Raw genomic sequence first — 24,879 nt, forward strand, 5'->3', positions numbered from 1 at the left:
GCAAGCGGAGCGCCGCCCGGGCAGCGCCTACGAGGGATGGGCCGGTGAGAGCGCCTTCGCTGGCAAGCCAGCTCCTACGGGGGCTGGGTCGGTGTATTCAGGCTAGAGGTTTTTCGCCAGGTCGCGCAGGACGAACTTCTGGATCTTGCCGGTGGAGGTCTTGGGCAAGGTGCTGAAGACCACGGTACGCGGCACCTTGAAGCCCGCCAGGTGTTCGCGGCAGAAAGCGATGATCTCGGCTTCGCCCACGTCCTGGTGATCGGCCTTGAGGGTGATGAAGGCGCAGGGGGTTTCGCCCCATTTTTCGTCGGGCCGGGCCACCACCGCCGCTTCCAGCACCGCCGGGTGGCGATAGAGCACACCTTCCAGCTCAATGGTGGAGATGTTCTCGCCGCCGGAAATGATGATGTCCTTGAGCCGGTCGCGGATTTCGATATAGCCGTCCGGGTGGGTCACCCCCAGGTCGCCGGTATGGAACCAGCCGCCCTCGAAGGCTTCGGCGGTGGCGCTGGGGTTCTTCAGGTAGCCCTTCATCACGGTGTTGCCGCGCATGAAGATCTCGCCGATGGTCTGGCCGTCCCGGGGCGTGGGTTCGAGGGTTTTCGGATCAGCCACCATCAGCCCTTCCAGGGTCGGGTAGCGCACGCCCTGGCGTGACTTGATCTGCGCCCGCTGCTCCAGCGGCAGCTCGTCCCAGGCGGCGTGCCAGGCACACAGGGTCACTGGGCCATAGACCTCGGTCAGGCCGTAGACGTGGGTGACCTTGATGCCCATCTCCTCCACGGCGCCGATCACCTTGGCCGGTGGCGCGGCCCCGGCGACCATGGCGTTGACCGGGTGGTCGATGGCCGCCTTGGCCGATTCCGGCATGTTCACCAGGGCATTGAGCACGATGGGCGCGCCGCACAGGTGGGTGATCTGGTGCTCGCGGATCAGGTTGAGGATCTTCTGCGGATCGACCCGGCGCAGGAACACATGCACCCCGCCCAGGGCGGTGACGATCCACGGGTAGCACCAGCCGTTGCAGTGGAACATCGGCAGGGTCCAGAGGTACACCGGGTGGTTGCCCATGGCCCAGATCATCTGGTTGCCCAGGGAATTGAGGTAGGCGCCGCGGTGGTGATAGACCACGCCCTTGGGGTTGCCGGTGGTGCCCGAGGTGTAGTTCAGGGCAATGGCCTGCCATTCGTCTTCCGGCCACTGCCAGGGGTACTCCGGGTCGCCCTCGGCGAGAAAAGCCTCGTAGTCCAGGTCGCTGACCGCCTGGCCTTCGCCGTATTCCGGATCGTCGACATCGATCACCAGCGGCGGGTGATCGAGCATGGCCACGGCCGCGTGGATCACCCCGTGGAACTCGCGGTCGGCGATCAGCACCTTGGCCTCGCCGTGGGCCAGCATGAAGGCGATGGCCTCGGCGTCCAGGCGCACGTTGAGGGCATTGAGCACGGCGCCGATCATCGGCACGCCAAAATGCGCTTCGAGCATCGCCGGGATGTTCGGCAGCATCACCGCCACGGTGTCGTTCTTGCCGATGCCGCGCCCGGCCAGGGCCGAAGCCAGGCGCCGGCAGCGGCTGTAGGTCTGGGCCCAGGTGCGGCGGATCGAACCGTGGATCACCGCCGGATACTCGGGGTAAACCGCAGCGGTGCGTTCGATGAAGCTCAAGGGGGAGAGGGCGATATGGTTGACGGCAGACGGCGCGAGGCCTTGCTCGTAGATGGACATGGTTCGGGTACCCGGTGGCTGATTATTAGCTCTATTGGCCGAGGCTTGGGTGGCGCGTGCTGTGTACCTGAGGGACACCCACTGCAGGAGCCGGCTCGCCGGCGAAGGCGATCTCAAGAACACCCTGGCCCGTAGGAGCTGGCTTGCCGGCGAAAGCGCTCTCACGGGCCCCTTCGCTGGCAAGCCAGCTCCTACGGGCCAGGCGATCCTTATCAGGCGTTCCTTACAGGTACACAGCACACCCAGCGAAAGCTCGGTGACTTATCCGGGGTCTTTTATATACTGTTTGTCGATTGATATGGAAGTACTACCTGAGTTGTATAGTAGTTTTACTATATTGAGAAAATCGCTGTTGCCACCCACAGGTTGATCGACCATGCCCACCTCCACCCACCTGAGCCGCTGGTTGCAGCTACAGCGCCAAGGCCAGTTGCCGGACTCGCCCTGGCTGGGCCACGACCCGCAGCCGAGCCTGCTGCTGGACGCCCGGGCGCAGCCGCTGGACCTCAACCCGGCACTGCGCCAGTGGCTGGACGATGCGGCCACTGGCGATCTCGCGGCCCTGCTGCCGATCAACCATGCGGCCCTGGTGCGCGCCTGCCTGGAGCAGCAGCGTGCCATCGAACAGGTGGAGGCCCAGTGGGGCGAACGCATCCTGCTCTGGAGCTTCATTCCCGACCCCCTGCACCAGCGGGTGCTGGCGCGCTGTCAGGAGGCCACCGCCCAGGTCCAGGCCGAGCGCGACTCGGCCCGGGCCCGGCGCCTGTACCGGCTGATCACCGAGAACACCACCGACCTGATTTCCCGGCACACCCCGGACGGCCGCTTCCTCGATGCCTCGCCGGCGTCCTGGACCCTGTTGGGCTACTGGCCCGAACAACTGCGCGGCCTGCTGGCCCGCAGCCTGTTCCACAGCCAGGGCCTGGCCGGGCTGATGCAGCGCACCCGCGACGCCCTGGAGCAGGACGGCTACCACACCATGACCTACCGCATCCGCCATCGCGACGGTCATTACCTGTGGTTCGAAACCGCCTGCCGGGGCATCCGCGACACCTACACCGGCACCGTGGTGGAAGTGGTGGCGGTGTCCCGGGACATCACCGCCCGGGTCCAGGCCGAGGAGAACAAACGGCGCCTGGCCGAAGTGGTAGAGGCCAACCCCGACCCGGTGCTGTTCATCCAGCCCGGCGGCGCGGTGACCTACCTCAACCCGGCGGCGCGGCGCACCCTGGGGCTGGCGGCCGATCAGGCGATGCCCGGCCTGGCCTCGATACTCAGCGCGCACGTGCTGGACAGCCTGCAGCGCGAGGGCTGGGAGCGCGCCGAGCGCAGCGGCCGCTGGAGCATCGAGGCGCGCCTGCAACCGCCGGCCGGCGGCGCCTCGGTGCCGGTGTCGCTGATGCTCCTGGCCCACCGCGCGGCCAGTGGCGAGCGCTTCTATTCCCTGGTGGCCCACGACCAGAGCGAGCGCGAACTGCGCGAGGCCCAGCAGCGCCATCACCAGGACGAACTGGCCCACAGCGCGCGGCTGGTGACCCTGGGCGAACTGGCCTCGGGCATCGCCCATGAGATCAACCAGCCCCTGGCCGCAGTGGTCAATTACGCCAATGCCAGCCAACGTTACCTGCAAGCCCTGGACACCCAGCCCGAAGCCGCGCACAAGGTCGCCCAGGGCCTGGAGCGAATCGCCGAACAGGCGACCCACGCCGCCGAAGTGATCAAGCGCCTGCGGGCCTTCCTGCGCAAGGGCGGGCGCCGGGTGCAGGCCCTGGACCTCGCCGAGGTGGCCCGGGAAACCGTGCGCCTGTGTGCCTGGGAAGCCCAGGCCAGCCAGGTGACGATCGACTTGCACCTGGCGGATAATCTGCCGCCGGTGTACGCCGATCGGGTGCTGCTGGAGCAGGTGCTGCTGAACCTGCTGCGCAACGCCATCGAAGCCAATCGCGAAGTGCATGGGCAGCAGGGCTCGCACATTGTCCTGGCGGCCGAGGCGAGGAGCGAAGGCGGGGTGCAGATCAGCGTCAGCGACCAGGGCCCCGGGGTCTGTGCCGAGCAACTGCCGCAGCTGTTCACCCCGTTCTACACCAGCAAGGCCAACGGCCTGGGGCTCGGGCTGTCCATGAGCCGCAGCATCGTCGAGGGCTTTGGCGGCGACTTGCAGGCCCACCCCCAGGCGGTGGGCCTGCGCATGTGCTGCCGGCTGCCGGCCAGCGCCCCGGCCGACCCCCCGGCAACTTCCCAGGCAACTTCCCCCGCAACGACAGGAGCAAGGCAATGACAAGTGAGGCGCAGCAGCTGGTGTACGTGGTCGACGACGACCCGGGCATGCTCGACTCCACGGTCTGGCTCCTGGAGTCGGTGGGGCTCAAGGCCGTGCCCTTCACCAGCGGCCGGGAGTTTCTCGAACACTGCGACCCCAGCCTCAATGCCTGCGTGCTGCTGGATGTGCGCATGCCCGGCATGGGCGGCCTGAATGTCCAGGAAGAGCTGCGCCAGCGCGATATCCACCTGCCGCTGATCTTTGTCAGCGGCCACGCCGACGTGCCCATCGTGGTCCGTGCCTTCAAGGCCGGCGCGGTGGATTTCATCGAGAAGCCCTACAACGAACAGCTGCTGCTGGACAGCGTGCAGCAGGCCCTGAGCCGCGCCGACCGTCATCAGAGCCAGAGCGCCGGGCAGGCCCGGGTGCAGGCGCTGCTGGAGAGCCTGACGCCGCGGGAGAAGGACGTGCTGCTGCCCCTGGTGCAGGGCTACAGCAACCGCGAGATCGCCGAACAGCTGGGGGTCAGCATCAAGACCATCGACCTGTATCGCTCACGGGTGATGAAGCGCATGCAGGCCGAGCACCTGCCGCAACTGGTGGGCATGGCGATTGCCGCCGGCCTGGTGGACCCGCTGCAACTGCGCTGAGGCTCAGGCCACCGCGCTGTGCAGCGGCGCGCCACCCAGCAGGCGCTCGATGGCGCCGCTGAGCAGGTTTTCCAGCAGCGCCTCACGTTCACGCTCGGCCAGCGGTTGCTCGCTGAACCAGCTGGGGGCGCTGTTGAGCAGGTTGGCCAGGGCATGGGCGGCGGCGCGCTGGGCTTGCGGGCCAAGGCTGGGCGGGGTGCCCAGCAGTTGCAGCAGCTGTTGCTCATAACGCTCGCGCAATTGCCCGACCCGCACCTGCTGGTCGGGATTGAGGCAGCCGCTGTCACGTTCCACCAGGCGAAAATGCCGCGGCAATTCCCGGTGCAGCTTCAGGTGGGCGCGAATCAGCGCCGGCAGGCAGTCGCCCTGCAACTTGCGCCGTTGCAGGCGCTTGAGGGTGCTGTGCAGCTCATCGAAGAACTCTTCGATCAGGTCCAGCAGCAGGTGCTGCTTGCTCGGGTAATGGTGGTACAGCGAGCCCGGGGTCAGCCCCAGATGGCTCGCCAGCTCACGCATGCCGACCTGGCCGAAGCCCTTGCTGGCGAACAGCTCCAGGGCCTTGTCGCGGCTTTCGGCAAAGCGTGAGCAGCGCTCAGCCATAGTGATGGAAACCCCGACCGGTCTTGCGCCCCAGGTAACCGGCGGCAACCATTTCCTTGAGCAGCGGCGCGGGGCGGTACTTGCTGTCGTTGAAGCCGTCGTAGAAGGCTTCGAGGATCGCCAGCAGGGTGTCCAGGCCGATCAGGTCGGCCAGGGCCAGCGGGCCGATCGGCTGGTTGCAGCCCAGGCGCATGCCGGCGTCGATGTCCTCGGCGCTGGCCAGGCCTTCCTGGAACACCAGGATCGCCTCGTTGATCATCGGCACCAGGATGCGGTTGACCACAAAACCCGGGCGGTTGCCGGCGGTGATCGCGGTCTTGCCCAGGCGCTCGGCCATATTCATGGCCAACGCGTGGGTCGCGTCGCTGGTCTGCAGGCCGCGGATCACCTCGATCAGGCCCATCACCGGCACCGGGTTGAAAAAATGCAGGCCGATGAAACGCTCCGGCGCGCTGACGCTGGCGGCCAGTTGGGTGATCGACAGCGACGAGGTGTTGGAGGCGATCACGCACTCGGCGCTGACCTGGGCGGCGATTTGCTGCAACACCTTGAGCTTGAGGTCGAGGTTCTCGGTGGCGGCTTCGATCACCAGCTGCGCGTCCTTGAGCGCACTGTAGTCGGTGCTGATGCGGATCCGACCCAAGGCGGCGAGCTTGTCGCCTTCGCTCAGGGTGCCCTTGCTCACCTGCCGGTCGAGGTTCTTGCCGATGGTGGCCAGGGCCTTTTCCAGGGCGCCCTGGGCGATGTCCAGCAGGGTCACGTCGAAGCCCGCCTGGGCGCAGACCTGGGCAATGCCGTTGCCCATGGTGCCGGCGCCGATCACCCCGATATTCGCAAGATTCATCTTCAGCTCTTCCTTTGTTCATGGCCTTCGCGGAGCATGGCGCGGTTGCCTTGCCCAGCGCGTTATCCAGCGCGAGTCTAGAGCCGCACACGGTGGCCGGCCTATGCCGAAAGCGGTCAAGGGTGCTGGCGTTTTTTGCCATAGGTCCTGCTACGGGAGCACAGCCTCTACATGCGTGAAACGGATTCGGTCGCGGTCTACTTTGTCCGGGTGATGACCCACGCCCTGCGTGAGCAGCCGCAGCGGCTGGCGGCGGTACTGAGGGAGGCCGGCATCGACCCGGCGCTGCTCGACCAGCCTCGGGCGCGGGTGCCCGGCAGCGCCTTTGCCGCCCTGTGGCTGATCCAGATCCGCGAATTGCAGGACGAATTCTTCCAGCTCGACTCCCGTGGCATGCCGCCGGGGGCCTTTGCCCTGATCTGCCGCGGACTGATCCAGGAACCCAACCTGGAGAAGGCCCTGCGCCAGTGCCTGAACAACTTTGGCCTGTTTTTACGGGACGTCGGCGCCCACCTCAGCGTGCGCGGCAAGCGCGCGGTGATCAGCGTTGAAAGCCACTGCGCCGACCCGCTGCGCGGCCACTACGCCGAAGAAACCCTGCTGGTGCTGATCATCAGCCTGCTGTGCTGGCTGGGCGGGCGGCGGATCCCCATCGACCGCGCCGACTTTCGCCATTCCCGCCTGAGCCTCAGCGACGATGCGCTGCTGTGGGGCAGCAACCTGAGCTGGAACGCCGGGCGCACCGAGATCGAATTCGCCAGCCGCTTCCTGCGCCTGCCGGTGGTCCAGGACCTGGCCTCGCTCAAGGTCTTCCTGCGCAGCGCCCCGCAATGGCTGGTGATCCGTTTTCGCAACCAGCACGGCCTGACCCGCCAGGTGCACCAACGCCTGCGGGGCAGCCACTACAGCCAGTGGCCGACCCTGGAAGCCTTCGCCCGCGAAGTGCAGATGAGCGCCAGCACCCTGCGCCGGCGCCTGGAGCGCGAGGGCGGCTCCTATCAGGAGATCAAGGACGAAGTGCGTCGCGGCGTCGCCGTCGAACTGCTGCGCCGCACCCACGTCAGCATCAGCGAGATTGCCGAACTGACCGGCTTCCAGGAGCCCAGCGCCTTCCACCGCGCGTTCAAGAAATGGACCGGCGAAAGCCCCGGACGCTACCGCGCCCGCCTCAACCCCACCCTTTAGCCGCTGCCGCAGGCTGCGCACGGCTCCGCAGGAGACGCGGGGGACTTCTCAGACGCTGAAGATTCGACTGGAGATCGCCAGGCAAGGTCCTGCGGGCCTTTGCGCAGCTTCGCCAAGGCTCAGCAGCGGCTACACAGACCGCAGGGATCGCAGGGACGCGTCCTGTAGCCGCTGCCGCAGGCTGCGAACGGCTCCGCAGGAGACGCGGGGAATTTGAAGGCGCTGAAGATTCGCCGGGAGATCGCCAAGCAAGGCCCTGCGGGCCTTTGCGCAGCTTCGCCAAGGCTCAGCAGCGGCTACACAGACCGCAGGGGGGGCGCAGGGGCGGTTCCTGTAGCCGCTGCCGCAGGCTGCGCACGGCTCCGCAGGAGACGCGGGGATTTTGAAGGCGCTGAAGATTTGGCGGGAGATCGCCAGGCAAGGCCCTGCGGGCCTTTGCGCAGCTTCGCCAAGGCTCAGCAGCGGCTACACAGAGCGCAGGGATCGCAGGGGCGGTTCTTGTAGCCGCTGCCGCAGGCTGCGCACGGCTCCGCAGGAGACGCGGGGGACTTCCAAGGCGCTGAAGATTCGGCGGGAGGTCGCCAGGCAAGGCCCTGCGGGCCTTTGCGCAGCTTCGCAGGCTCAGCAGCGGCTACAGGTTTTCATTGGGGTTAGACCGGGCTGCGGCCGGGCATCTGGATGCCGTGCTGCTGCACGCGGCGGTACAGGGTGGCGCGGGAGATGCCCAGGGCCTTGGCCGCCGCCACGGGTTTCCAGCGGTGGCGCACCAGGGCATCCAGCAGGGCCTGGCGTTCGGGGCTGGTGGCGCTTTCCTGGGCGGGCAGGGCGCCTTCGGCTGATGTGCCGCGCAGTTGTTCGGGCAAGTCATGCAGTTGGATCAGCGGCCCTTCGCACACGGCGCAGGCGTAGCGCAGCACGTGGCGCAGTTGCCGCACGTTGCCCGGCCAGCGGTAGCCCAGCAGGCATTCCAACGCCGCATTGCCCAGTTGCACCGGCGCGCCGCAGCGCTTGGACTCCTCTTCGACTATCTGGGTGATCAGTGCCAGCCGGTCGCTGCGTTCGCGCAGCGGCGGCAGCTGAAAGCGCGCGCCACCGAGGCGGAAATACAGGTCTTCGCGAAAGCTGCCCTCGGCCACCAGGGCTTCCAGGTCGCGGTGGGTGGCGCAGATCACCTGGATATCCACCGCCTTGCGTTGCGCGGCCCCCAGCGGTGCCACTTCACCCTCGGCCAGCACCCGCAGCAGGCGCGTCTGCAAGGCCAGGGGCATGTCGCCAATCTCATCGAGGAACAGGGTGCCGCCATCGGCCTGTTGCAGCAGCCCCTGCATGCCCTTGCTCGACGCACCGGTAAAGGCTCCGGCGACATAGCCAAACAGCTCGCTCTCGATCAGGTTCTCGGGAATCGCCGCGCAGTTCACCGCGACAAAGGGCCGGTCCCGGCGCTGGCTGGCCTGGTGCAATTGGCGGGCGAAGACTTCCTTGCCGGAACCGGTCTCGCCCTGGATCAGCACCGGCAAATGCCGGTCCTTGACCCGCACCGCCAGGCGCAGGCTCTGTTCCACCCGCGGGTCCAGCGACTCGCCGGCCAGGCTCAGGCGCGGGCGACTCTGGGGACGGCGCGGCGCCTGCAAGCGGCCATGCAGCTCGGCGGACAGCGGGCACAGGACCTCGTCCCGGGCGCGTTGCAACAGTTGCGGGTCGAACACCTGGGCGATGTGCTGCGGCAACTGGCCATAGCGGCGCAGCAGGTAGTGGCGCGCTGCCGGGTTCAGGGCCCGCAGGCAGCCGTCGTCGTCCCAGGCCAGCAGGTAGTCCGGCTGGCTGTCGACATAACCCGGGCTGGCATGGGCCCGCAGCACCCAGTAGCCCTGGGCGCTGTTCATGAAGAACGCCTGTTCGATCTCCCGGGCGCTCTGCACCACCATCTGCCGGATCAGGTGCTGGGAACGGCGGTCATCCGGGGAGCGCACCGCCGACACGTCCAGCACCCCCAGCAGCTCGCCCTGGGGATCGAACACCGGGGCGGCGGAGCAGGTCAGGCCGATGAAGGCGGCACGAAAATGATCGCGCTTGTGCACGGTGATCGGCGTGCGCGCGGTGAGCACCGCGGCCACGCCGCAGGTGCCTTCTTCACCCTCCGACCAGCAGGTGCCCAGGTACAGCCCGGCCTTGCGGCAGTCGTTGCGCAGGGTGGATTCCACCCGGTAGTCGATGGTCTGGCCCTGGGCGTCGGTGAGCAGCACGCAGTAGTCGGCGTCGCGCACCCGGCCATGCAGGCGCGCCACTTCTTCGCTGGCGATGCGCAGGAACAGCTCGGAGCGCTCGCGGCATTCCTTGAGCACGTTTTCCGAGAGGATGCGCGGCCCCTGCAGCGAACCGGGGTCCAACTGGTGCTGCTCCATGGAGCGCCGCCAGGAGTCGAGGATCAGGCTCGGCACCGGCGCCTGGGGCAGGTGCGCGGCGTTCTTCAGGACCCGGCTGACGCAGTCCACATGGGCTTTGGAATGTGCGGAAAGCATGAAGGCCTCCGGTTGCAGCTTCTTATCGTTGTCGGCGCATTAAGCGCCGATCCGCCGCCCTGGACAAGCACCGAACGCCGCCGGGACGGCAGTGAGACGCAACGTCTCAAGGTCTCGCCCAGGCCCCGTGCAGCCTGACATGCGACGTCTCACGGGTGGCTGGCTTCAACGCGTCGCAGCAAGCCTGTCAGCCGCTCTGGAACGGCGTTTTGCAGAGATTTTCCGACAACTGGCACCGGCCTTGCTCTGGCCCTTGGCAACCAGTCCCCGGCAACCCGCGTCGACTGGCCCATCGAAGAATAAGAACGAGGTGCCCAATGTTTTCTCCTGCCTGTGCTCCGCCCGCGGTGAGCCCATGAACCGCCGCCCCCTGACCGTTGGCATCATCGCCAACCCGGCTTCGGGCCGTGATGTGCGCCGCCTCACCGCCAACGCCGGGCTGTTCTCCAGCACCGACAAGGTCTCGGTAATCCAGCGTCTGCTGGCGGCCTTTGGCGCCACCGGCATCGAGCAGGTGCTGATGCCCACCGACATGACCGGCATCGCCGCCGCGGTGCAGAAGAACAGCCGCAGCCGCCAGGCCCGGGAGCAGCACTGGCCGGCCCTGGAGTTCCTCGACCTGACCCTGCGCCAGAGCGTCGAGGACACCCGCCAGGCCGCGCGCTGGATGGCCGAGCGCGGGGTGGCGCTGATCGCCGTGCTTGGCGGCGACGGCACCCACAAGGCGGTGGCCGCCGAGGTTGGCGACATCCCGCTGCTGACCCTGTCCACCGGCACCAACAACGCCTTTCCGGAACTGCGCGAAGCCACCAGCGCCGGGCTGGCCGGGGGGCTCTACGCCAGCGGCCGGGTGCCGGCCGACATCGCCCTGCGGCGCAACAAGCGCCTGCTGGTGCGCGAGCCGGCCCGAGGCCTGTGCGAAGTGGCCCTGGTGGACGTGGCGGTGTCGCCCCTGGCCTTTGTCGGCGCCCGGGCCATCAGCCGTGGCAGCGACCTGGCCCAGGTCTTCGTGACCTTCGCCGAACCCCAGTCCATCGGCATTTCCGCGCTCTGCGGGTTGTGGCTGCCGGTGACCCGCCAGGACCCCCACGGCGCCTGGATGCGCCTGGACCCGCACTCCCCCGAAGCGCTGCTGGTGCCCCTGGCCCCCGGCCTGCTGCAGGGCTGCGGCGTGCTGGAGGCCGGCTACCTGCAACCCGAGGTGCCCCAGCCCTTGTGCCTGAGCGCCGGCACCCTGGCCCTGGATGGCGAGCGCGAGATCGAATTCAACCCCCACGACCGGCCCACGGTCACCCTGGATGCCGGCGGCCCGCTGAGCATCGACGTCAACGCGGTCCTGGCCCACGCGGCGCGCCAGCGCCTGCTGGCCATCGACCGCCATCACCGGCAACACCCCGTGAACCTTCAGTCCGAAGACACCCTGGAGAATAAAAATGTCGACACCCCTGACCACTGACCAGTTGCTCCACGCCTACCGGGTGATGCGCACCATCCGCGCATTCGAAGAACGCCTGCACGTGGAATTCGCCACCGGCGAGATCCCCGGTTTCGTCCACCTCTATGCCGGGGAAGAAGCCTCCGCCGCCGGAGTCATGGCCCACCTGCGCGACGACGACTGCATCGCCTCCAACCACCGCGGCCACGGCCATTGCATCGCCAAGGGCGTGGACGTCTACGGGATGATGGCGGAGATCTACGGCAAGAAGACCGGGGTCTGCCAGGGCAAGGGCGGCTCCATGCACATCGCCGATTTCGAGAAGGGCATGCTCGGCGCCAACGGCATCGTCGGTGCCGGGGCGCCGCTGGTGGTGGGCGCGGCCCTGGCCGCCCGGCTGCAAGGCACCGACGGTGTGTCGGTGGTGTTCTTCGGCGACGGCGGCTCCAACGAAGGCGCGGTGTTCGAGGCCATGAACATGGCCTCGGTATGGAACCTGCCGTGCCTGTTCATCGCCGAGAACAACGGCTACGCCGAGGCCACGGCCTCCAACTGGTCGGTGGCGTGCGATCACATCGCCGACCGCGCCGCCGGCTTCGGCATGCCCGGGGTAACGGTGGACGGTTTTGATTTCTTTGCCGTGCACGAAGCCGCCGGCGCCGCCGTGGAACGGGCCCGGGCCGGGGAGGGGCCGTCGCTGATCGAGGTCAAGCTGACCCGCTACTACGGCCACTTCGAGGGCGACGCCCAGACCTATCGCGCCCCCGACGAGGTCAAGCATTACCGCGAGCACAACGACTGCCTGATGCAGTTCCGCGAGCGCACCACCCGTTCGGGCCTGGTGCAGGCCAGCCAGCTGGACCAGATCGATGCCGACGTGGACGCGCTGATCGAAGACGCGGTGCGCAAGGCCAAGTCCGATCCCAAGCCGAGCCCCGCCGACCTGCTCAGCGACGTTTACGTCGCCTACCCATAACGCCCCACAGAACAACAAGAGATCACCATCATGGCGAGAAAAATCAGTTATCAGCAGGCCATCAACGAAGCCCTGGCCCAGGAAATGCGCCGCGACCCCAGCGTGTTCATCATGGGTGAAGACGTGGCGGGCGGTGCCGGTGCCCCCGGCGACAACGACGCCTGGGGCGGTGTCCTCGGGGTGACCAAAGGCCTCTACCATCAATTCCCCGGGCGGGTGCTGGACACCCCGTTGTCGGAGATCGGCTACGTCGGTGCCGCGGTCGGCGCCGCCACCCGTGGCGTGCGCCCGGTGTGCGAGCTGATGTTCGTCGACTTCGCCGGCTGCTGCCTGGACCAGATCCTCAACCAGGCGGCGAAGTTTCGCTACATGTTCGGCGGCAAGGCCCAGACCCCGCTGGTGATCCGCACCATGGTCGGCGCCGGCCTGCGCGCCGCAGCCCAGCACTCGCAGATGCTCACCTCGCTGTGGACCCACATCCCCGGGCTGAAAGTGGTCTGCCCGTCGTCGCCCTACGACGCCAAGGGCCTGCTGATCCAGGCGATCCGCGACAACGACCCGGTGATCTTCTGCGAGCACAAAATGCTCTACAGCCTGCAGGGCGACGTGCCGGAGGAGTCCTACGCGATTCCCTTCGGCGAGGCCAACTTCCTGCGTGACGGCAAGGACGTGACCCTGGTGTCCTACGGGCGCACGGTGAACACCGCCCTGGACGCGGCGCGCAGCCTGGCCGGGCGCGGCATCGATTGCGAAGTCATCGACCTGCGCACCACCAGCCCGCTGGACGAAGAAAGCATCCTGGAAAGCGTGGAGAAGACCGGGCGCCTGGTGGTGATCGACGAAGCCAACCCGCGCTGCTCCATGGCCACCGACATCTCGGCGCTGGTGGCGCAGAAAGCCTTCGCGTCGCTGAAGGCACCGATCGAAATGGTCACCGCGCCCCACACCCCAGTGCCGTTCTCCGACGCCCTGGAAGACCTGTACATCCCCGACGCGGCGAAGATCGAACAAGCCGTGCTTACCGTGATCGAGTGGAGCCGCTGATGAGCCAGATCCATACCCTGACCATGCCCAAGTGGGGCCTGTCGATGACCGAGGGCCGGGTCGATGCCTGGCTCAAGGAAGAAGGCCAGAGCATCAGCAAGGGCGATGAAGTGCTGGACGTGGAGACCGACAAGATCTCCAGCAGCGTCGAGGCGCCGTTCTCCGGTGTCCTGCGCCGGCAGATCGCCCGCCAGGACGAGACCCTGGCAGTGGGCGCGCTGCTGGGCATCGTGGTCGAAGGCGAGGCCAACGACGCCGAGATCGACGCGGTGATCGCGCAGTTCCAGGCCAGCTTCGTGCCTGGCGACAGCGCCGACGAAGACAGCGGCCCGGCGCCGCAGAAGGTCGAACTGGGCGGCCGCCTGATCCGCTATTTCGAGCGCGGCGAAGGTGGCACGCCGCTGCTGCTGGTGCACGGCTTTGGCGGCGACCTCAACAACTGGCTGTTCAACCACGAGGCCCTGGCCGCCGGGCGCCGGGTGATCGCCCTCGACCTGCCGGGCCACGGCGAATCGGCCAAGGCCCTGCAACGGGGCGACCTGGACGAGTTGAGCGAGGTGCTGCTGGCGCTGCTGGATCACCTGGAGATTCCCGTGGCCCATCTGGTGGGCCACTCCATGGGCGGCGCGGTGTCCCTCAACACCGCGCGGCTGGCGCCGGAGCGCGTGCGCACCTTGACCCTGATCGGCAGCGCCGGGCTGGGCGCTGAGATCAACGGCGACTACCTGCAAGGCTTTGTCGAGGCCAGCAACCGCAATGCGCTGAAGCCGCAACTGGTGCAGCTGTTCTCCAACGCCGAACTGGTGAACCGGCAGATGCTCGACGACATGCTCAAGTACAAGCGCCTGGAAGGGGTCCAGGCGGCCCTTGGACAGTTGGCCGGCACGCTGTTCGCCGACGGCCGCCAGCAGGCCGACCTGCGCCCGGTGGTGCAGGACGGCGCGCAGCCGGTGCTGGTGATCTGGGGCAGCGACGACCGAATCATCCCGGTGAGCCACAGCGCCGATCTCAAGGCGCAGATCGAGGTGCTGCCGGGGCAGGGGCACATGCTGCAGATGGAAGCGGCGGAGCAGGTCAACCGCCTGATCCTCGACTTTATCCGCCAGCACTGAGGTGTGCTGCGGCGGCCAGGGGGCCGTCGCAGCTCTACAAGAATATGGAGAAGCCAAGATGAGTGTTTCCCTCAAATCCGTTCCGAGCATGCGCGCCGCGGTCTGGCACGGCCGCCACGATATCCGCGTCGAAGACGTACCGCTGCCCGACGCGCCGCCCGCCGGCTGGGTGCAGATCCGTGTCGACTGGTGCGGCATCTGCGGTTCCGACCTGCACGAATACGTGGCCGGGCCGGTGTTCATTCCGGTGGACGCGCCGCACCCGCTGACCGGGATCAAAGGCCAGTGCATCCTCGGCCACGAGTTCTGCGGCGAGATCGTCGCCCTGGGCGAAGGGGTCCAGGGGTTCAGTGTCGGCCAGCCGGTGGCCGCCGACGCCTGCCAGCACTGTGGCACCTGCTACTACTGCACCCACGGCCTGTACAACATCTGCGAGAACCTGGCCTTTACCGGGCTGATGAACAACGGCGCCTTCGCCGAATTGGTCAACGTGCCGGCCAACCTGCTGTACGCCTTGCCGGAGAACTTTCCCGCCGAGGCCGGGGCCTTGATCGAGCCGCTGGCGGTGGGCATGCACGCGGTGAAAAAGGCCGGCAGCCTGCTGGGGCAGAACGTGGTGGTGGTCGGCGCCGGCACCATCGGCCTGTGCACCATCATGTGCGCCAAGGCCGCCGGCGCGGCCCAGGTGATCGCCCTGGAAATGTCCGGCGCGCGCAAGGCCAAGGCCCTGGAGGTGGGCGCCACCCACGTGCTCGACCCCAAGGAATGCGACGCCCTGGCCGAGGTCAAGCGCTTGACCGGCGGGCTGGGGGCCGATGTCAGCTTCGAGTGCATCGGCAACAAGCACACCGCCAAGCTGGCCATCGACCTGATCCGCAAGGCCGGCAAATGCGTGCTGGTGGGGATTTTCGAAGAGCCCAGCGAGTTCAACTTCTTCGAACTGGTGGCCACCGAGAAACAGGTGCTCGGGGCCCTGGCCTACAACGGTGAATTCGCCGATGTGATCGCCTTTATCGCCGATGGCCGGCTGGACATTGCGCCGCTGGTGACCGGACGCATCCAGCTGGAAGAGATCGTCGGCCAGGGCTTCGAGGAGCTGGTCAACAACAAGGAACACAACGTCAAGATCATCGTGTCTCCCGGTCAGTTGCGACGCCCTTAAGGGGCGCTCTTTGGCGATGGCCGGCGGCGGCCATCGCACTTTTTTACAGTTTTGCGTTCTATCACCAGGCCTGGCCGCGCCGATCCCCGCCGCAGCCCGTGAATTTCGACCCGGTGCCGATGGCCTACGCTCCCTCTTCTTGCATGATGCAAACCCGCTTTGCGCGCCTGTTCCTGGTGGCGCTGCTGATGCTTGGCGCCACCGCCTGCACCCAGCAGCAAGGCCGCGACCTGGCCAAACAGTTCCGTGAAGGCAAGCCTGACGAATTCTTCCAGACCAGTGTCGATCGCATGGCCACCATCGGCATGCGCGACAACCTGCAGAGCCTGTACCTGCTGATGGGCAAGCTCTACCTGCGCAATCCTAGCCAGTGGCGCAAGTCGGGTTTCCCTGATGGCACCACGGCCCAGCGCGAGATCCGCAATGCCATCGAAAAGCGCCAGCCACTGCCGGCCCTGGGAGATCGCCGTGACCTGGCGGCCCTGAGTTACTCGTTGAGCCCGGAGTTTGAGGGGGATCGGGTCGGCGCCTTTATCTATGCCATCGGCAGCATGCTGGTGACCGCCCACGGCGGGCGGACCGAGTTCTACATGACCGACAGCATCGACCCGCAGTTCATCAGCAACGCCGCGCGCAACATCGAGAAGGCCACCTGGCTGCTGAGCCAGCGCCAGGATGCCAATGGCGTGCTGTTGCTGTTCTCCAACGAGATTTCCGAGGAGGGCAGCAACCTGAGTTTTGCCGTGGAGTTTGGCAAGATCGTGGCGCGCCTGGATCTGCTGACGCAGATTCTGGATGAGCGCTATCGGCGGGTGGGGTTCAATTATGCGCAGAGCCTGTTGCTGATGAATTTCTTGCCGGTGCAGTAGGGCCAACGCCTTGGCCGCAGGTGCTGATTTTCGCTGCAGACGGGCCCCCTCAACAATGATCCACGGGTACAGGCATTCAACCTTTGAAAAAGCTGAAGACATTCACCGTTCAGGGAACCGCGGTGGGCAGTGACCAGCGCATCCAGCTGGACGAGATCTCGATTCTCGCCGAGCCGGACACGCTCAGGGCGCTGGGTGAGTTCCTGATCAAGGCTGCAACTGACATGGCGGCCGATGGCCTGGAGCACGTGCACCTGCAAGACGTGATCGAGCACTTCTCGCACCAGGCGCATGTGGATGTGATTGCCCTCAACCGGGCGCTGATCAAGCCTGCCTGAGGCAGCGCATTGCTCGGCCTAGCTACATGTTGCGAATCCGCTCGTCGGCCCTGAGTTCGAACTTGAAGCCAATGCCCACCTCATTCAGGGTTTCGGTCACGCGGGCCATGAAGTACTCGGCCTGCGCGGGCAGTTCATACAAGCCTACGACCTGGATGATCGGGTACTTGCCATAGGCGCCGGGAATCTCGGTGTAGATCTGGCCACCTTCGATGAAGGCGATGTAGCTGTTGATTTTCTCTTGCAGCAAGAGCAGGTGTTCGCCTTGTTCCGCCTTGCTGCCCCATTCGAGGTGGTCGGTCATCACCAGCAACAGGCTGTCGGGCGGGTCTTTGGGAATTGCCCAGAAATCGATGACTTTTGGATTGGTGATGGACACGTCTGATCCTTAACGAGGTCGGCTTGCAAGCATTTCATTTACCGGGTCACTGAGCGCCAGGTCACCAGCCCCTCCAGGCCATGCTCGGACTTCAGGTAGTTGAGGGTGTTCTGTGCCTCGGCCTTTTCTTCGAAGGGGCCGGCAAAAAGGTGCGTTGGTTCATCGAGAACCGTGGGTATATCGATGAGCCCCATCTGGGCCGCCATGCGCGCAAAGTCTTCATCGGTTTGCGGGGTGATGCGGGCCACCCATCCGCTGCGATCCCTCAAGGCGATAGGCTCCACGTCGGCGCCGCAGCGCTTGCATCGTGAGGCGTTGGCCTTGATGTCCTGGCCGCAGGCAGGACAAGGGCGCAGATCTTCATGCACCAGCGCGTCAACGCCGGTCTTTGCCAGCCGGGGCATCAACCACAGGGCAAGCAGGGCGACACCCGGAAAGAACAGCCCGATTGCAAACCATCTTGGCCCCGAGCGCCCACGTGTACTGGCCGCGTAAGCGGTCATCGCCGTGAGAATGAGCCAGAGGGGGAGCGAGATGCCCATTGCAACTCCTTGTGTTGAGGTGTGAGTAATGCTCCCGCTGAACGGGGGGCTGCAAAATATCCGTTCTTTGGCGGCGACGCCATAAACCATCATGCGAGCGGCCTGGTGTGTGGTAGCGGCCAGTGAGGTCAAGCGGCTGCTCGGTCGGCGCCGCTGCCGTTATCAAACAGGAGCGCCTTTGTGTTGCTGGCGCGCCAGGCCATTGGCTTGCTGTCGAATGATGAGGACAATCACGGCGCGGGGTGATTCAAGGCCTTTCCCCGGGCGGCTGCCACGAACCACCCGGGTGCACCTTGAGCAAGAGCGGCTAGGCGCGTGCCTGCCGGGATAGCCGATCCTGTGCCTACCGTTATTCCCGGAGCCTTTGCCCAGTGCCTGACCTGTCGATCAACGCCGCCTACGCCAAACGCTTCAACGCGGTACTGGCCTACATCAATGAGAACCTTGAAGGCGATCTGTCGGTGAGGACGTTGAGCCGGGTGGCGAACTTCTCCGAGTTTCACTTCCATCGGCAATTCACCGCCTTCGTCGGCGTGCCGGTTGCACGTTATGTGCAACTGATGCGCTTGCGCGGTGCGGCCCATCGCCTGGTGTCCCGGGCGGACTACTCGGTGCTGGAGGCCGCGCTCGGCGCTGGTTTCGAAAGCCCCGAGGCGTTTTCCAGGGCGTTCAGGCGGGCGTTCGGCATGAGCCCGAGTGCGTTCAGGAAGCAGCCGAACTGGCAGGTCTGGAATGCGGTATTTGCCATCCCTCATTTTTCCAGGAGCATCATCATGCAGGTACGAATCGTGGACTTTGCCGACACCCGGGTTGCAGCGCTGGAGCACTGCGGGCCTGCCGAGCTGGTCAATGAAAGCGTGCGCAGGTTTATCGATTGGCGGATGCAGAGCGGGCAGTCGCCGGTGGCATCGAGTCGCAGTTTTGGCATTCCCTTCAACAACCCCGATACCACGGCGCCGCAGGAATTCCGCTTTGCCATCTGCGGCGAGATTCATGAGGCGGTGGTGGCCAATGAGGTGGGTATTGGCCAGATGCAGATTGCCGGTGGCCGCTATGCGGTGGTGCGGCATGTGGGCTCGCCGGATCACATCGGTGAAAGCGTCTACCCGATCTACCGCGATTGGCTGCCGGGCAGTGGCGAGGAACTGCGGGATCAGCCGATGTTCTTTGAATACCTGAGTATTTATCCGCAGACCCCACTGGAGCAGTGGCTGACGGATATTTATGTGCCCTTGCAGTAGTGGGGATGGGTCAAACCTTGCTCATGACCTCGATTTGAGCATGACCTACGGGTACAGGAGTTCGACCTTTGGAAACGTTGAAACGCTTTAGCGTTCAGGGAACCGCGGTGGGCAGTGAGCAGAGCATCCAGCTGGACGAGATCTCGATTCTCGCCGAGCCGGACACGCTCAGGGCGCTGGGTGAGTTCCTGATCAAGGCTGCAACTGACATGGCGGCCGATGGCCTGGAGCATGTGCACCTGCAAGAGGTGATCGAGGGCTTTTCCCATGAGCGGCATGTGGATTTTATTGCGCTTAATCGGGCGCTGATCCTGCCGGCATAAGGTGGTGCTGCGCGCTGCTCGACCGAGGGGCAGCGCGCAGCTGGCGGGCTACAGGCCGGGAGCCTGTTCGGTCACTTTCAGCTCGAAATCAAAGCCGATGCCGCGCTCGTTGAGGAGCTCGCCAATGCGTTTGAAAAACCAATCGACCTGCTCGGGCAGCTCGTGCAAACCCAGGACCCGGATCATCAGCTGCTTGCCGCGGGCATCGGGAATTTCGCGGTAGATCTCCTCACTTTCGATAAAGGTGATGTAGGTGTTGATCTTCTCCTGCAGCAGGAGCAGGTGCTCGCTGTGCGCCGCTTCGTCACCCCATTCGAGAGGGTCGACCATGATCAACAGCAGGCTGTCGGGCGCGGATTTGGGGATCGCCCAGATATCGATGACTGTTGGGTTGGTGATGGACATGGCTGATCCTTCAGGCGGTTGAGGGCGGGATTGTATGCCGTAGCGGCTGGATTCTTCAGTGGGCAGTCGGTTTTTGCCCCGTCCAGGCGCAACCTGGCCGAGCGGTTTTCAAGAGCGGTCGGATCGACGGCAGTGACAAAATGCCATCATCTGCTATGGCTTGTTAGGCCCCCCGGTGGATAGACGCCGGGCTCCAGGTGCCATTGCCCCGAAGCATCGAGACGGCGCGGGCCGCGTTATTCGACTTAACTGATGCTCACCCGCCCGGGAGGCGGTTCGTGGGCGCAGGAGGACGGAGTGTGGCCTGCAATCCCGACAGGCCTGGATTGACCCGAGTGAGTATCGACGTTGCCGTGCCGAGTGGGCCGCTACCCCAGTCGTCGGCTTGTTTGCAGCTCTCTGACACTCAGTCGATAGCGTGGAATGACAGCAGGGAAGTACCGACCATTCTATTAGAGAGATAAACCATGAACGTCAGGACAATGAATCTTGCACCAAGGTCTGCCGCCTTTTTCTCGCTCATTGTCCTGGTGGTGTTCGCCCTGGGCATGGTCGCGGTGCTGCAAATGGGCAAGCTGCGAGACTCCGAGCAGGATGTCGAGACCAACTGGATGGCCAGCATCCGCGAGATCGGCAAGATGAAGACCGGCATCTTGCGCCTGCGCCTGGAAAGCATCCGCATCACCGTGACCACCGACGAACAACAACGCCAGACCCGCATCGCCTCCTTGAGCGGTTACCGAAGCACCCTGCAGAACACCATCAGCCAGTACGTCCCCCTGATCACCGGGCCGGCGGAGCGTGAGCTGTACCAGGCGGTGGCGACCGATGTGCAGGCCTATTTCAAGCTGGTGGACGAGCTGGAGCCGCTGCTGCGCAGCGGTGACAACGCCGCGGCCATCACCTTGATCAACACCCGCATCAGCCCCATGACCAACGCCATGCAGGAGAAGATGGACAAGCTCTCGGACTTCAATGACGAAGGCGCCAGGCAGGCGGGGATCACCGCTTCGTCGGTGTACAACAGCGGCCTGACGCTGGTGCTGGTGTTGATGGGGGTGACGGTGGTGCTCACCGTGGTGCTGGCCACCGTGCTGACCCGCAGCATCACCGCGCCCATCGGCGATGCCCTGGCGGTGGCCGAGCGCATCGCCGGCAGCGACCTGTCCCGGGAGATCGGGGTCAATGGCCGCGATGAAGCCGGTCGCCTGCTGGCCGCCCTGGCCAAGATGCAGAGCAACCTGCGGGAAACCATCGCCCACATCGCCGACTCTTCGACCCAGCTGGCCTCGGCCTCGGAGGAAATGACCGCGGTGACCGAAGACGCCAGCCGCGGGCTGGTGCGGCAGAACGACGAAGTCAGCCAGGCAGCCACCGCGGTGACCGAAATGAGCGCCGCGGTGGACGAGGTGGCACGCAACGCCGAAGCGGCCGCGCAGTCGTCCCGCGAGTCCATGGAGTTCACCCGCTCCGGCATCGAGAACGTGGCCCAGACCCTGAAGGCCATCGAAGGCCTGGCCGGCAACGTGGCCAGCACCGGCGAGCAGGTCAAGGCGCTGTCCGGCAGGGCCCAGGACATCAGCAAAGTGGTGGAAGTGATTCGCGCGATTGCCGAGCAGACCAACCTGCTGGCCCTCAACGCGGCCATCGAAGCCGCCCGCGCCGGTGAGCAGGGCCGGGGTTTTGCGGTGGTGGCCGATGAAGTGCGGGCCCTGGCCCACCGCACCCAGCAGTCGACCCAGGAAATCGAGCAGATGATCAGCGCGATCCAGGCCGATTCGACCCAGGCGGTGAGTGCCATGAATGTCAGCGCGGAGATGGCCAACAGCTCGATTTCGGTGGCGCAGAACGCCGATGTGTCGCTCAAGCAGATTGCCCAGGCGATCACCCAGATCAACGAACGCAACCTGCTGATCGCCACCGCCTCGGAAGAGCAGGCCCAGGTGGCCCGCGAGGCGGACCAGAACCTGACCAGCATTCGTGAGTTGTCGATCCAGAGCTCGGCGGGGGCCAGCCAGACGGCCAGTGCCTGTGGGGAGATGGCCAATCTGGCGATCGAGTTGAACCGGCTGGTGGCACGGTTCAAGGTTTGAGCGCGGTTTTTTGCCCTACGGTGGTCTGGTTCCTCCGTAGGAGCTGGCTTGCCAGCGAAGCTTGTCAATGAGGGCGCGGGGTGGGGGACATATCCGTTGCTGCGGCCAGGGCCGCTGGCGGTTTCGCTCTTACAGCGACTCACTTTTGAACAGCGCAAAAGCAAGCAGTTTCCTTATGCCCTGACCGTCGAAACCTGTAGCCGCTGTCGAGCGCAGCGAGGCTGCGCACGAGGACGCAGTCCTCGCCAAAACTGCCGATGCTTTTCACCTGGCTGCATAGGGTTCTGCGTACCTATCCGTTGCTGCGGTTACGGCCACTTATGGTTTCGCTCTTACCGCGAGTCACTTTGGAAAAGCCGGAATGCCGGCCCAGCCCAAAGTCACCAAATGGCTCCTGCCCCTCCACTCGGTGCCTCGCATAGCGAGGCATGCCCGAACTCCGGCATTGATCCGTGGGCCGCCGCCACCGGCCGTCCCTGGCCGGATGGCGGCTAACCCGGCGTCCTGCCGGGTTACCCACGGCTCACTGCCTGCGTTCGGCCATCGTGTCTAAAGGGGCAGGAAGATCAAAAGCCAAAACCAAAACCAAAACCAGGGCCGGATCAACTCAACATCTGACGGCAGGCGGCCTGAGGGCGACTCTCCAACCTGACGGCGTTCTGCATTGGCCCTGTTCCCCGCTTGAGCCTGTGTTTAGCGCCCGAGCTTTTCCATTGCCGCATCGGCCAGGAAGGACGAGCGGCTCTTGATGTTGTGCTCGCGGACAAAGCGGTCGATCTGCTGAATCACATACCCCGGCAAGGTCACGTTGACCTTCTCGGTCTTGCCCAGGTAAGGCGTGATGTCGATCTCCAGCATGCCCCAGCCCATGCCCGCGAAATCGGGGTGGGTGCGGTGTTTGCTGGTGGGCGAGGGCAGGGGAATGGCCTGCCCGGCTCGGGCCCGTTCTTCGAGCATGACGTGGGCAATCTCGATGGCGGCGCTGTAGGCGGCCTCGAAGGTGTCGCCGGCGGTGACGGCGCCGGGGATGTCGGGAATCTGGATGCCGGTGGCGGTGTGTTCGTCGCCCCACTCGATGCAGATGGGATATTGCACGGGGATTTCCTCAATACAGGTGCGAAGAATGATGGGAGCTAAAGCAGCCCGGCCAGTTTCCTGATGGCCCTGACCGTTCCCCGGGGCAGATCCTTCTTCGGGTGAGGCACTGGAACGGTGTCGGGCCTGTAGGGATGCTGGAACAGATGATGGCTGCCAGTGACTCGCTCCAGCACCCATCCCGCGGCTTCAAGCTCCTTGATCAACTGTCTGCTTTGCACCTCCATCTCCTTGTCGGGGTGAGAGGCGCTTTATAACTCCAGGCGCATGATAACGCAGGTTGAATTGTGTGTCTGGAGTTATGTATCAAGGGGTGTCGTTCAGCAGGGGCCGGTGTGCTGGGCGGTCCCAGGCAACATGAAAGTGCCCTCGGTTTTTCATGGACGTGCCGTTGCCGCCACTGCACTATGGCCGCGGATTTTCAGTCACCCATCTCCCCCCGTCGAAGGCCGATCCATCGGCGGGTTCATGCCAAGGAAGTCATCAGATCCATGACCGTCAGCGAACTGCTTGTCGCCATTCGTAAACCCTATGTTGAAACCCTGGCGCGTGTTGCCGCAGAAGGGGCGGCGCATGTCGAGCCCGCGTACCGCAACAGCGATGGTTCGCTGGCGGTTGAGGGGGCCATGGGCACGCCTTGTCGGGTGGATGTGATCGCGGGCGAGAGCGGGGAGCCGGTGCAGGTCGATGCCGAAGCTGAGCTGGGTTTTGAGCCTGTGAGGTTTGCGATCGAGCAGATGGCGGTGGGGATCTCGCCCTTTGGCTGGGACTGGTTGCCGCTGGAGGTGCGGGGGTTGAGCCTGGAACAGGCATGCGAGGTTATTCGGGGGTGGTTCTTTGAGTGGTTCGATGGCGAAGATGAGAACCGGCCGACCGAAGAAGGGCTGCAAGGGGTGGTGCATTTTGTGTCGGACCCGGAAGCAACCGAGGAGGGGTACAGGTTCAAGGTTGACTTGGGGTCGGTTCCAGCGGAAGCGCTGGAGGAACTGCTGTTTGCATTGGCCGATGCCGGCGCCACCGGAGCTTTCCTCGGATAAAGAGAGGGGGTGCCAAACGGCGACCCCACGACCGACCTGATATCGCCCACCTGCAACCGATCCCCTGTAGGAGCTGGCTTGCCAGCGAAGCTCGCCAACGATGACGCGCAGGCACCTTCTTACCGAGTGCAGTTGGGGGCGGCTGGTTTACATATCCGTTGCTGCGGGTGCGGCGGCTGGCGGTTTCGCTCTTACAGCGACTCACTTTTGAAAAGCGCAAAAGTAAGCAAAACGCTCCTGCCCCCGCATCCGGCGCCTCGCCTAGGCTCGGCGTTCCCTCGCTCCGGCATTGCTCCGGGGGCCCGCCGCCACAGGCCATCCATGGCCTGGGGCGGCTAGCTCGGCATCCATGCCGAGCTGCCCCCTACGCAACGCCTGCGCTCGGCCTCCTGAAGGGGCAGAAAGATCAAAAGCAAGATCAAGATCAAAAGCCCAAGCGCGTTGTACGCGCTTTCGTAGGAGCCGGCTTGCCGGCGAATTGGCCCGCAAGCCATCCATCGCCCTGGCTGACGCCTGCGTAATACCTGCGCTTGACCTTCTGAAGGGGCAGGAAGATCAAGAGCCAAAGTCCAAAGCAAAGCCAACACCGTCAACGGCGACCTCACTCTCAGAGCTTCATGCCCACCGCCAGCCGGTTAAAGGCGTTCATCAAGGACACGGCCAAGGTCAGGTCGGAAATTTCAACCTCGCTAAAGTGCGCTTTCAGCGGTTCGTACAGTGAGTCCGGCGCGCCCTTGTCGTGGACGTAGGTGAGGGTTTCGGCCCAGTCCAGGGCGGCGCGCTCGCGGTCGTTGAACAGTTCGCTGACGCGCCAGCCGGCGAGGCAATCCAGTTTGTCCTGGGCGACTCCACATTCACGCAGGGTCTGTGAGTGCTTGCCCAGGCAGAACGAGCAGCCGTTGATCTGCGACACGCGCAAATACACCAGCTCCAGCAAGGGCAGGCCCAGGGGGCTGGCGGCCAGGGCGGTGTTGGTGGCGAGCAGGCCTTGATAGGCGGCCGGCGACAAAGTGGCAAAGGGCAGTCTGAGTTGGCTCATGGTGAA

General features: G+C 65.3%; 23 protein-coding genes and 2 pseudogenes. 15 read left to right on the top strand and 10 right to left on the bottom strand.

Features of this window, described 5'->3' with window-relative positions; all coding sequences use genetic code 11:
- Positions 1-102 precede the first annotated feature (102 nt).
- The gene (locus POS17_RS10475; RefSeq protein WP_060838468.1) at positions 103-1,725 is read right to left on the bottom strand and encodes an acyl-CoA synthetase; all 1,623 of its coding nucleotides are present in this window, start codon (positions 1,723-1,725) and stop codon (positions 103-105) included.
- Positions 1,726-2,101: 376 nt separating this feature from the next.
- On the opposite strand from POS17_RS10475, the gene POS17_RS10480 reads away from it, so the two are divergent.
- Positions 2,102-4,003 (top strand): PAS domain-containing sensor histidine kinase, encoded by a 1,902-nt coding sequence (locus POS17_RS10480; RefSeq protein ID WP_060838469.1) that lies wholly within the window; start codon positions 2,102-2,104, stop codon positions 4,001-4,003.
- Positions 4,000-4,635, top strand: a complete 636-nt coding sequence (locus POS17_RS10485; RefSeq protein ID WP_060838470.1) for a response regulator transcription factor — start codon at positions 4,000-4,002, stop codon at positions 4,633-4,635. Before POS17_RS10480 ends, POS17_RS10485 begins: the two co-directional genes overlap by 4 nt.
- Before the next feature lie 3 nt (positions 4,636-4,638).
- Here POS17_RS10485 and POS17_RS10490 read toward each other — a convergent pair whose 3' ends face one another.
- Both POS17_RS10490 and POS17_RS10495 read right to left on the bottom strand, forming a co-directional pair.
- Positions 4,639-5,235: a TetR/AcrR family transcriptional regulator gene (locus tag POS17_RS10490; protein WP_060838471.1), complete on the bottom strand. Its 597-nt coding sequence runs from the start codon at positions 5,233-5,235 to the stop codon at positions 4,639-4,641.
- Positions 5,228-6,079: a 3-hydroxybutyryl-CoA dehydrogenase gene (locus POS17_RS10495; protein WP_060838472.1), complete on the bottom strand. Its 852-nt coding sequence runs from the start codon at positions 6,077-6,079 to the stop codon at positions 5,228-5,230. Before POS17_RS10495 ends, POS17_RS10490 begins: the two co-directional genes overlap by 8 nt.
- 171 nt (positions 6,080-6,250) lie before the next feature.
- On the opposite strand from POS17_RS10495, the gene POS17_RS10500 reads away from it, so the two are divergent.
- On the top strand, positions 6,251-7,264 hold the full coding sequence (locus tag POS17_RS10500) for an AraC family transcriptional regulator (protein WP_060838473.1): 1,014 nt from the start codon (positions 6,251-6,253) through the stop codon (positions 7,262-7,264).
- A gap of 650 nt (positions 7,265-7,914) precedes the next feature.
- On the opposite strand, the gene POS17_RS10505 is transcribed toward POS17_RS10500, so the two are convergent.
- Positions 7,915-9,783: a sigma-54-dependent Fis family transcriptional regulator gene (locus tag POS17_RS10505; RefSeq protein WP_060838474.1), complete on the bottom strand. Its 1,869-nt coding sequence runs from the start codon at positions 9,781-9,783 to the stop codon at positions 7,915-7,917.
- Between the two features lie 355 nt (positions 9,784-10,138).
- On the opposite strand from POS17_RS10505, the pseudogene POS17_RS10510 reads away from it, so the two are divergent.
- The 7 genes and pseudogenes from POS17_RS10510 to POS17_RS10540 all read left to right on the top strand — a co-directional run bounded on the left by POS17_RS10510 (position 10,139) and on the right by POS17_RS10540 (position 16,719).
- Positions 10,139-11,214, top strand: a pseudogene (locus POS17_RS10510) (ATP-NAD kinase family protein).
- 2 nt (positions 11,215-11,216) lie between these two features.
- Entirely contained in the window at positions 11,217-12,194 is a 978-nt protein-coding gene (locus tag POS17_RS10515) for a thiamine pyrophosphate-dependent dehydrogenase E1 component subunit alpha (protein ID WP_060838476.1), read from the top strand.
- Positions 12,195-12,224: 30 nt separating this feature from the next.
- Positions 12,225-13,238: an alpha-ketoacid dehydrogenase subunit beta gene (locus POS17_RS10520; RefSeq protein WP_060838477.1), complete on the top strand. Its 1,014-nt coding sequence runs from the start codon at positions 12,225-12,227 to the stop codon at positions 13,236-13,238.
- Positions 13,238-14,350: an acetoin dehydrogenase dihydrolipoyllysine-residue acetyltransferase subunit gene (locus tag POS17_RS10525; RefSeq protein WP_060838478.1), complete on the top strand. Its 1,113-nt coding sequence runs from the start codon at positions 13,238-13,240 to the stop codon at positions 14,348-14,350. The genes POS17_RS10520 and POS17_RS10525 overlap by 1 nt, the downstream gene beginning before the upstream one ends.
- An 88-nt stretch (positions 14,351-14,438) precedes the next feature.
- Positions 14,439-15,512 carry a 2,3-butanediol dehydrogenase gene (locus tag POS17_RS10530; protein ID WP_231979048.1) on the top strand — a complete coding sequence of 358 codons (1,074 nt, stop codon included), beginning with the start codon at positions 14,439-14,441 and terminating at the stop codon, positions 15,510-15,512.
- 143 nt (positions 15,513-15,655) lie between these two features.
- Positions 15,656-16,381, top strand: a complete 726-nt coding sequence (locus tag POS17_RS10535) for a hypothetical protein (protein ID WP_060838480.1) — start codon at positions 15,656-15,658, stop codon at positions 16,379-16,381.
- 83 nt (positions 16,382-16,464) lie between these two features.
- Entirely contained in the window at positions 16,465-16,719 is a 255-nt protein-coding gene (locus POS17_RS10540; protein ID WP_060838481.1) for an Imm32 family immunity protein, read from the top strand.
- A gap of 22 nt (positions 16,720-16,741) precedes the next feature.
- Here POS17_RS10540 and POS17_RS10545 read toward each other — a convergent pair whose 3' ends face one another.
- Together POS17_RS10545 and POS17_RS10550 are read right to left on the bottom strand one after the other, a co-directional pair.
- Positions 16,742-17,098 (bottom strand): DUF6572 domain-containing protein, encoded by a 357-nt coding sequence (locus tag POS17_RS10545; RefSeq protein WP_060838482.1) that lies wholly within the window; start codon positions 17,096-17,098, stop codon positions 16,742-16,744.
- A 38-nt stretch (positions 17,099-17,136) separates the two neighbouring features.
- Entirely contained in the window at positions 17,137-17,640 is a 504-nt protein-coding gene (locus POS17_RS10550) for a zinc ribbon domain-containing protein (RefSeq protein WP_060838483.1), read from the bottom strand.
- Between the two features lie 371 nt (positions 17,641-18,011).
- Between POS17_RS10550 and POS17_RS10555 the strand changes: the two genes are divergently transcribed.
- Positions 18,012-18,881: an AraC family transcriptional regulator gene (locus POS17_RS10555; RefSeq protein ID WP_060838484.1), complete on the top strand. Its 870-nt coding sequence runs from the start codon at positions 18,012-18,014 to the stop codon at positions 18,879-18,881.
- Between the two features lie 68 nt (positions 18,882-18,949).
- On the top strand, positions 18,950-19,204 hold the full coding sequence (locus POS17_RS10560) for an Imm32 family immunity protein (RefSeq protein WP_060838485.1): 255 nt from the start codon (positions 18,950-18,952) through the stop codon (positions 19,202-19,204).
- A gap of 48 nt (positions 19,205-19,252) precedes the next feature.
- Here POS17_RS10560 and POS17_RS10565 read toward each other — a convergent pair whose 3' ends face one another.
- Positions 19,253-19,609, bottom strand: coding sequence for a DUF6572 domain-containing protein (locus tag POS17_RS10565; protein WP_060838486.1), 357 nt, complete (start codon positions 19,607-19,609; stop codon positions 19,253-19,255).
- A 482-nt stretch (positions 19,610-20,091) separates the two neighbouring features.
- Between POS17_RS10565 and POS17_RS32650 the strand changes: the two are divergent.
- Positions 20,092-20,847, top strand: a pseudogene (locus tag POS17_RS32650) (MCP four helix bundle domain-containing protein); the annotation flags it as partial.
- Positions 20,848-20,913: 66 nt separating this feature from the next.
- Positions 20,914-21,702, top strand: a complete 789-nt coding sequence (locus tag POS17_RS32655; RefSeq protein ID WP_375136281.1) for a methyl-accepting chemotaxis protein — start codon at positions 20,914-20,916, stop codon at positions 21,700-21,702.
- Between the two features lie 693 nt (positions 21,703-22,395).
- On the opposite strand, the gene POS17_RS10575 is transcribed toward POS17_RS32655, so the two are convergent.
- Both POS17_RS10575 and POS17_RS10580 read right to left on the bottom strand, forming a co-directional pair.
- Positions 22,396-22,797 carry a type II toxin-antitoxin system HicB family antitoxin gene (locus POS17_RS10575; RefSeq protein WP_060838488.1) on the bottom strand — a complete coding sequence of 134 codons (402 nt, stop codon included), beginning with the start codon at positions 22,795-22,797 and terminating at the stop codon, positions 22,396-22,398.
- Between the two features lie 38 nt (positions 22,798-22,835).
- The gene (locus POS17_RS10580) at positions 22,836-23,018 is read right to left on the bottom strand and encodes a type II toxin-antitoxin system HicA family toxin (RefSeq protein ID WP_047303281.1); all 183 of its coding nucleotides are present in this window, start codon (positions 23,016-23,018) and stop codon (positions 22,836-22,838) included.
- A gap of 270 nt (positions 23,019-23,288) precedes the next feature.
- On the opposite strand from POS17_RS10580, the gene POS17_RS10585 reads away from it, so the two are divergent.
- Complete coding sequence (locus POS17_RS10585) at positions 23,289-23,834, top strand: hypothetical protein (RefSeq protein WP_060838489.1); 546 nt, start codon at positions 23,289-23,291, stop codon at positions 23,832-23,834.
- A gap of 607 nt (positions 23,835-24,441) precedes the next feature.
- Here the strand turns inward: POS17_RS10585 and POS17_RS10590 are convergent.
- Positions 24,442-24,873: a carboxymuconolactone decarboxylase family protein gene (locus tag POS17_RS10590; protein WP_060838490.1), complete on the bottom strand. Its 432-nt coding sequence runs from the start codon at positions 24,871-24,873 to the stop codon at positions 24,442-24,444.
- Positions 24,874-24,879: the final 6 nt, after the last annotated feature.

Origin of the sequence: Pseudomonas sp. Os17 (assembly GCF_001547895.1) — a bacterium.
GTDB lineage: Bacteria > Pseudomonadota > Gammaproteobacteria > Pseudomonadales > Pseudomonadaceae > Aquipseudomonas.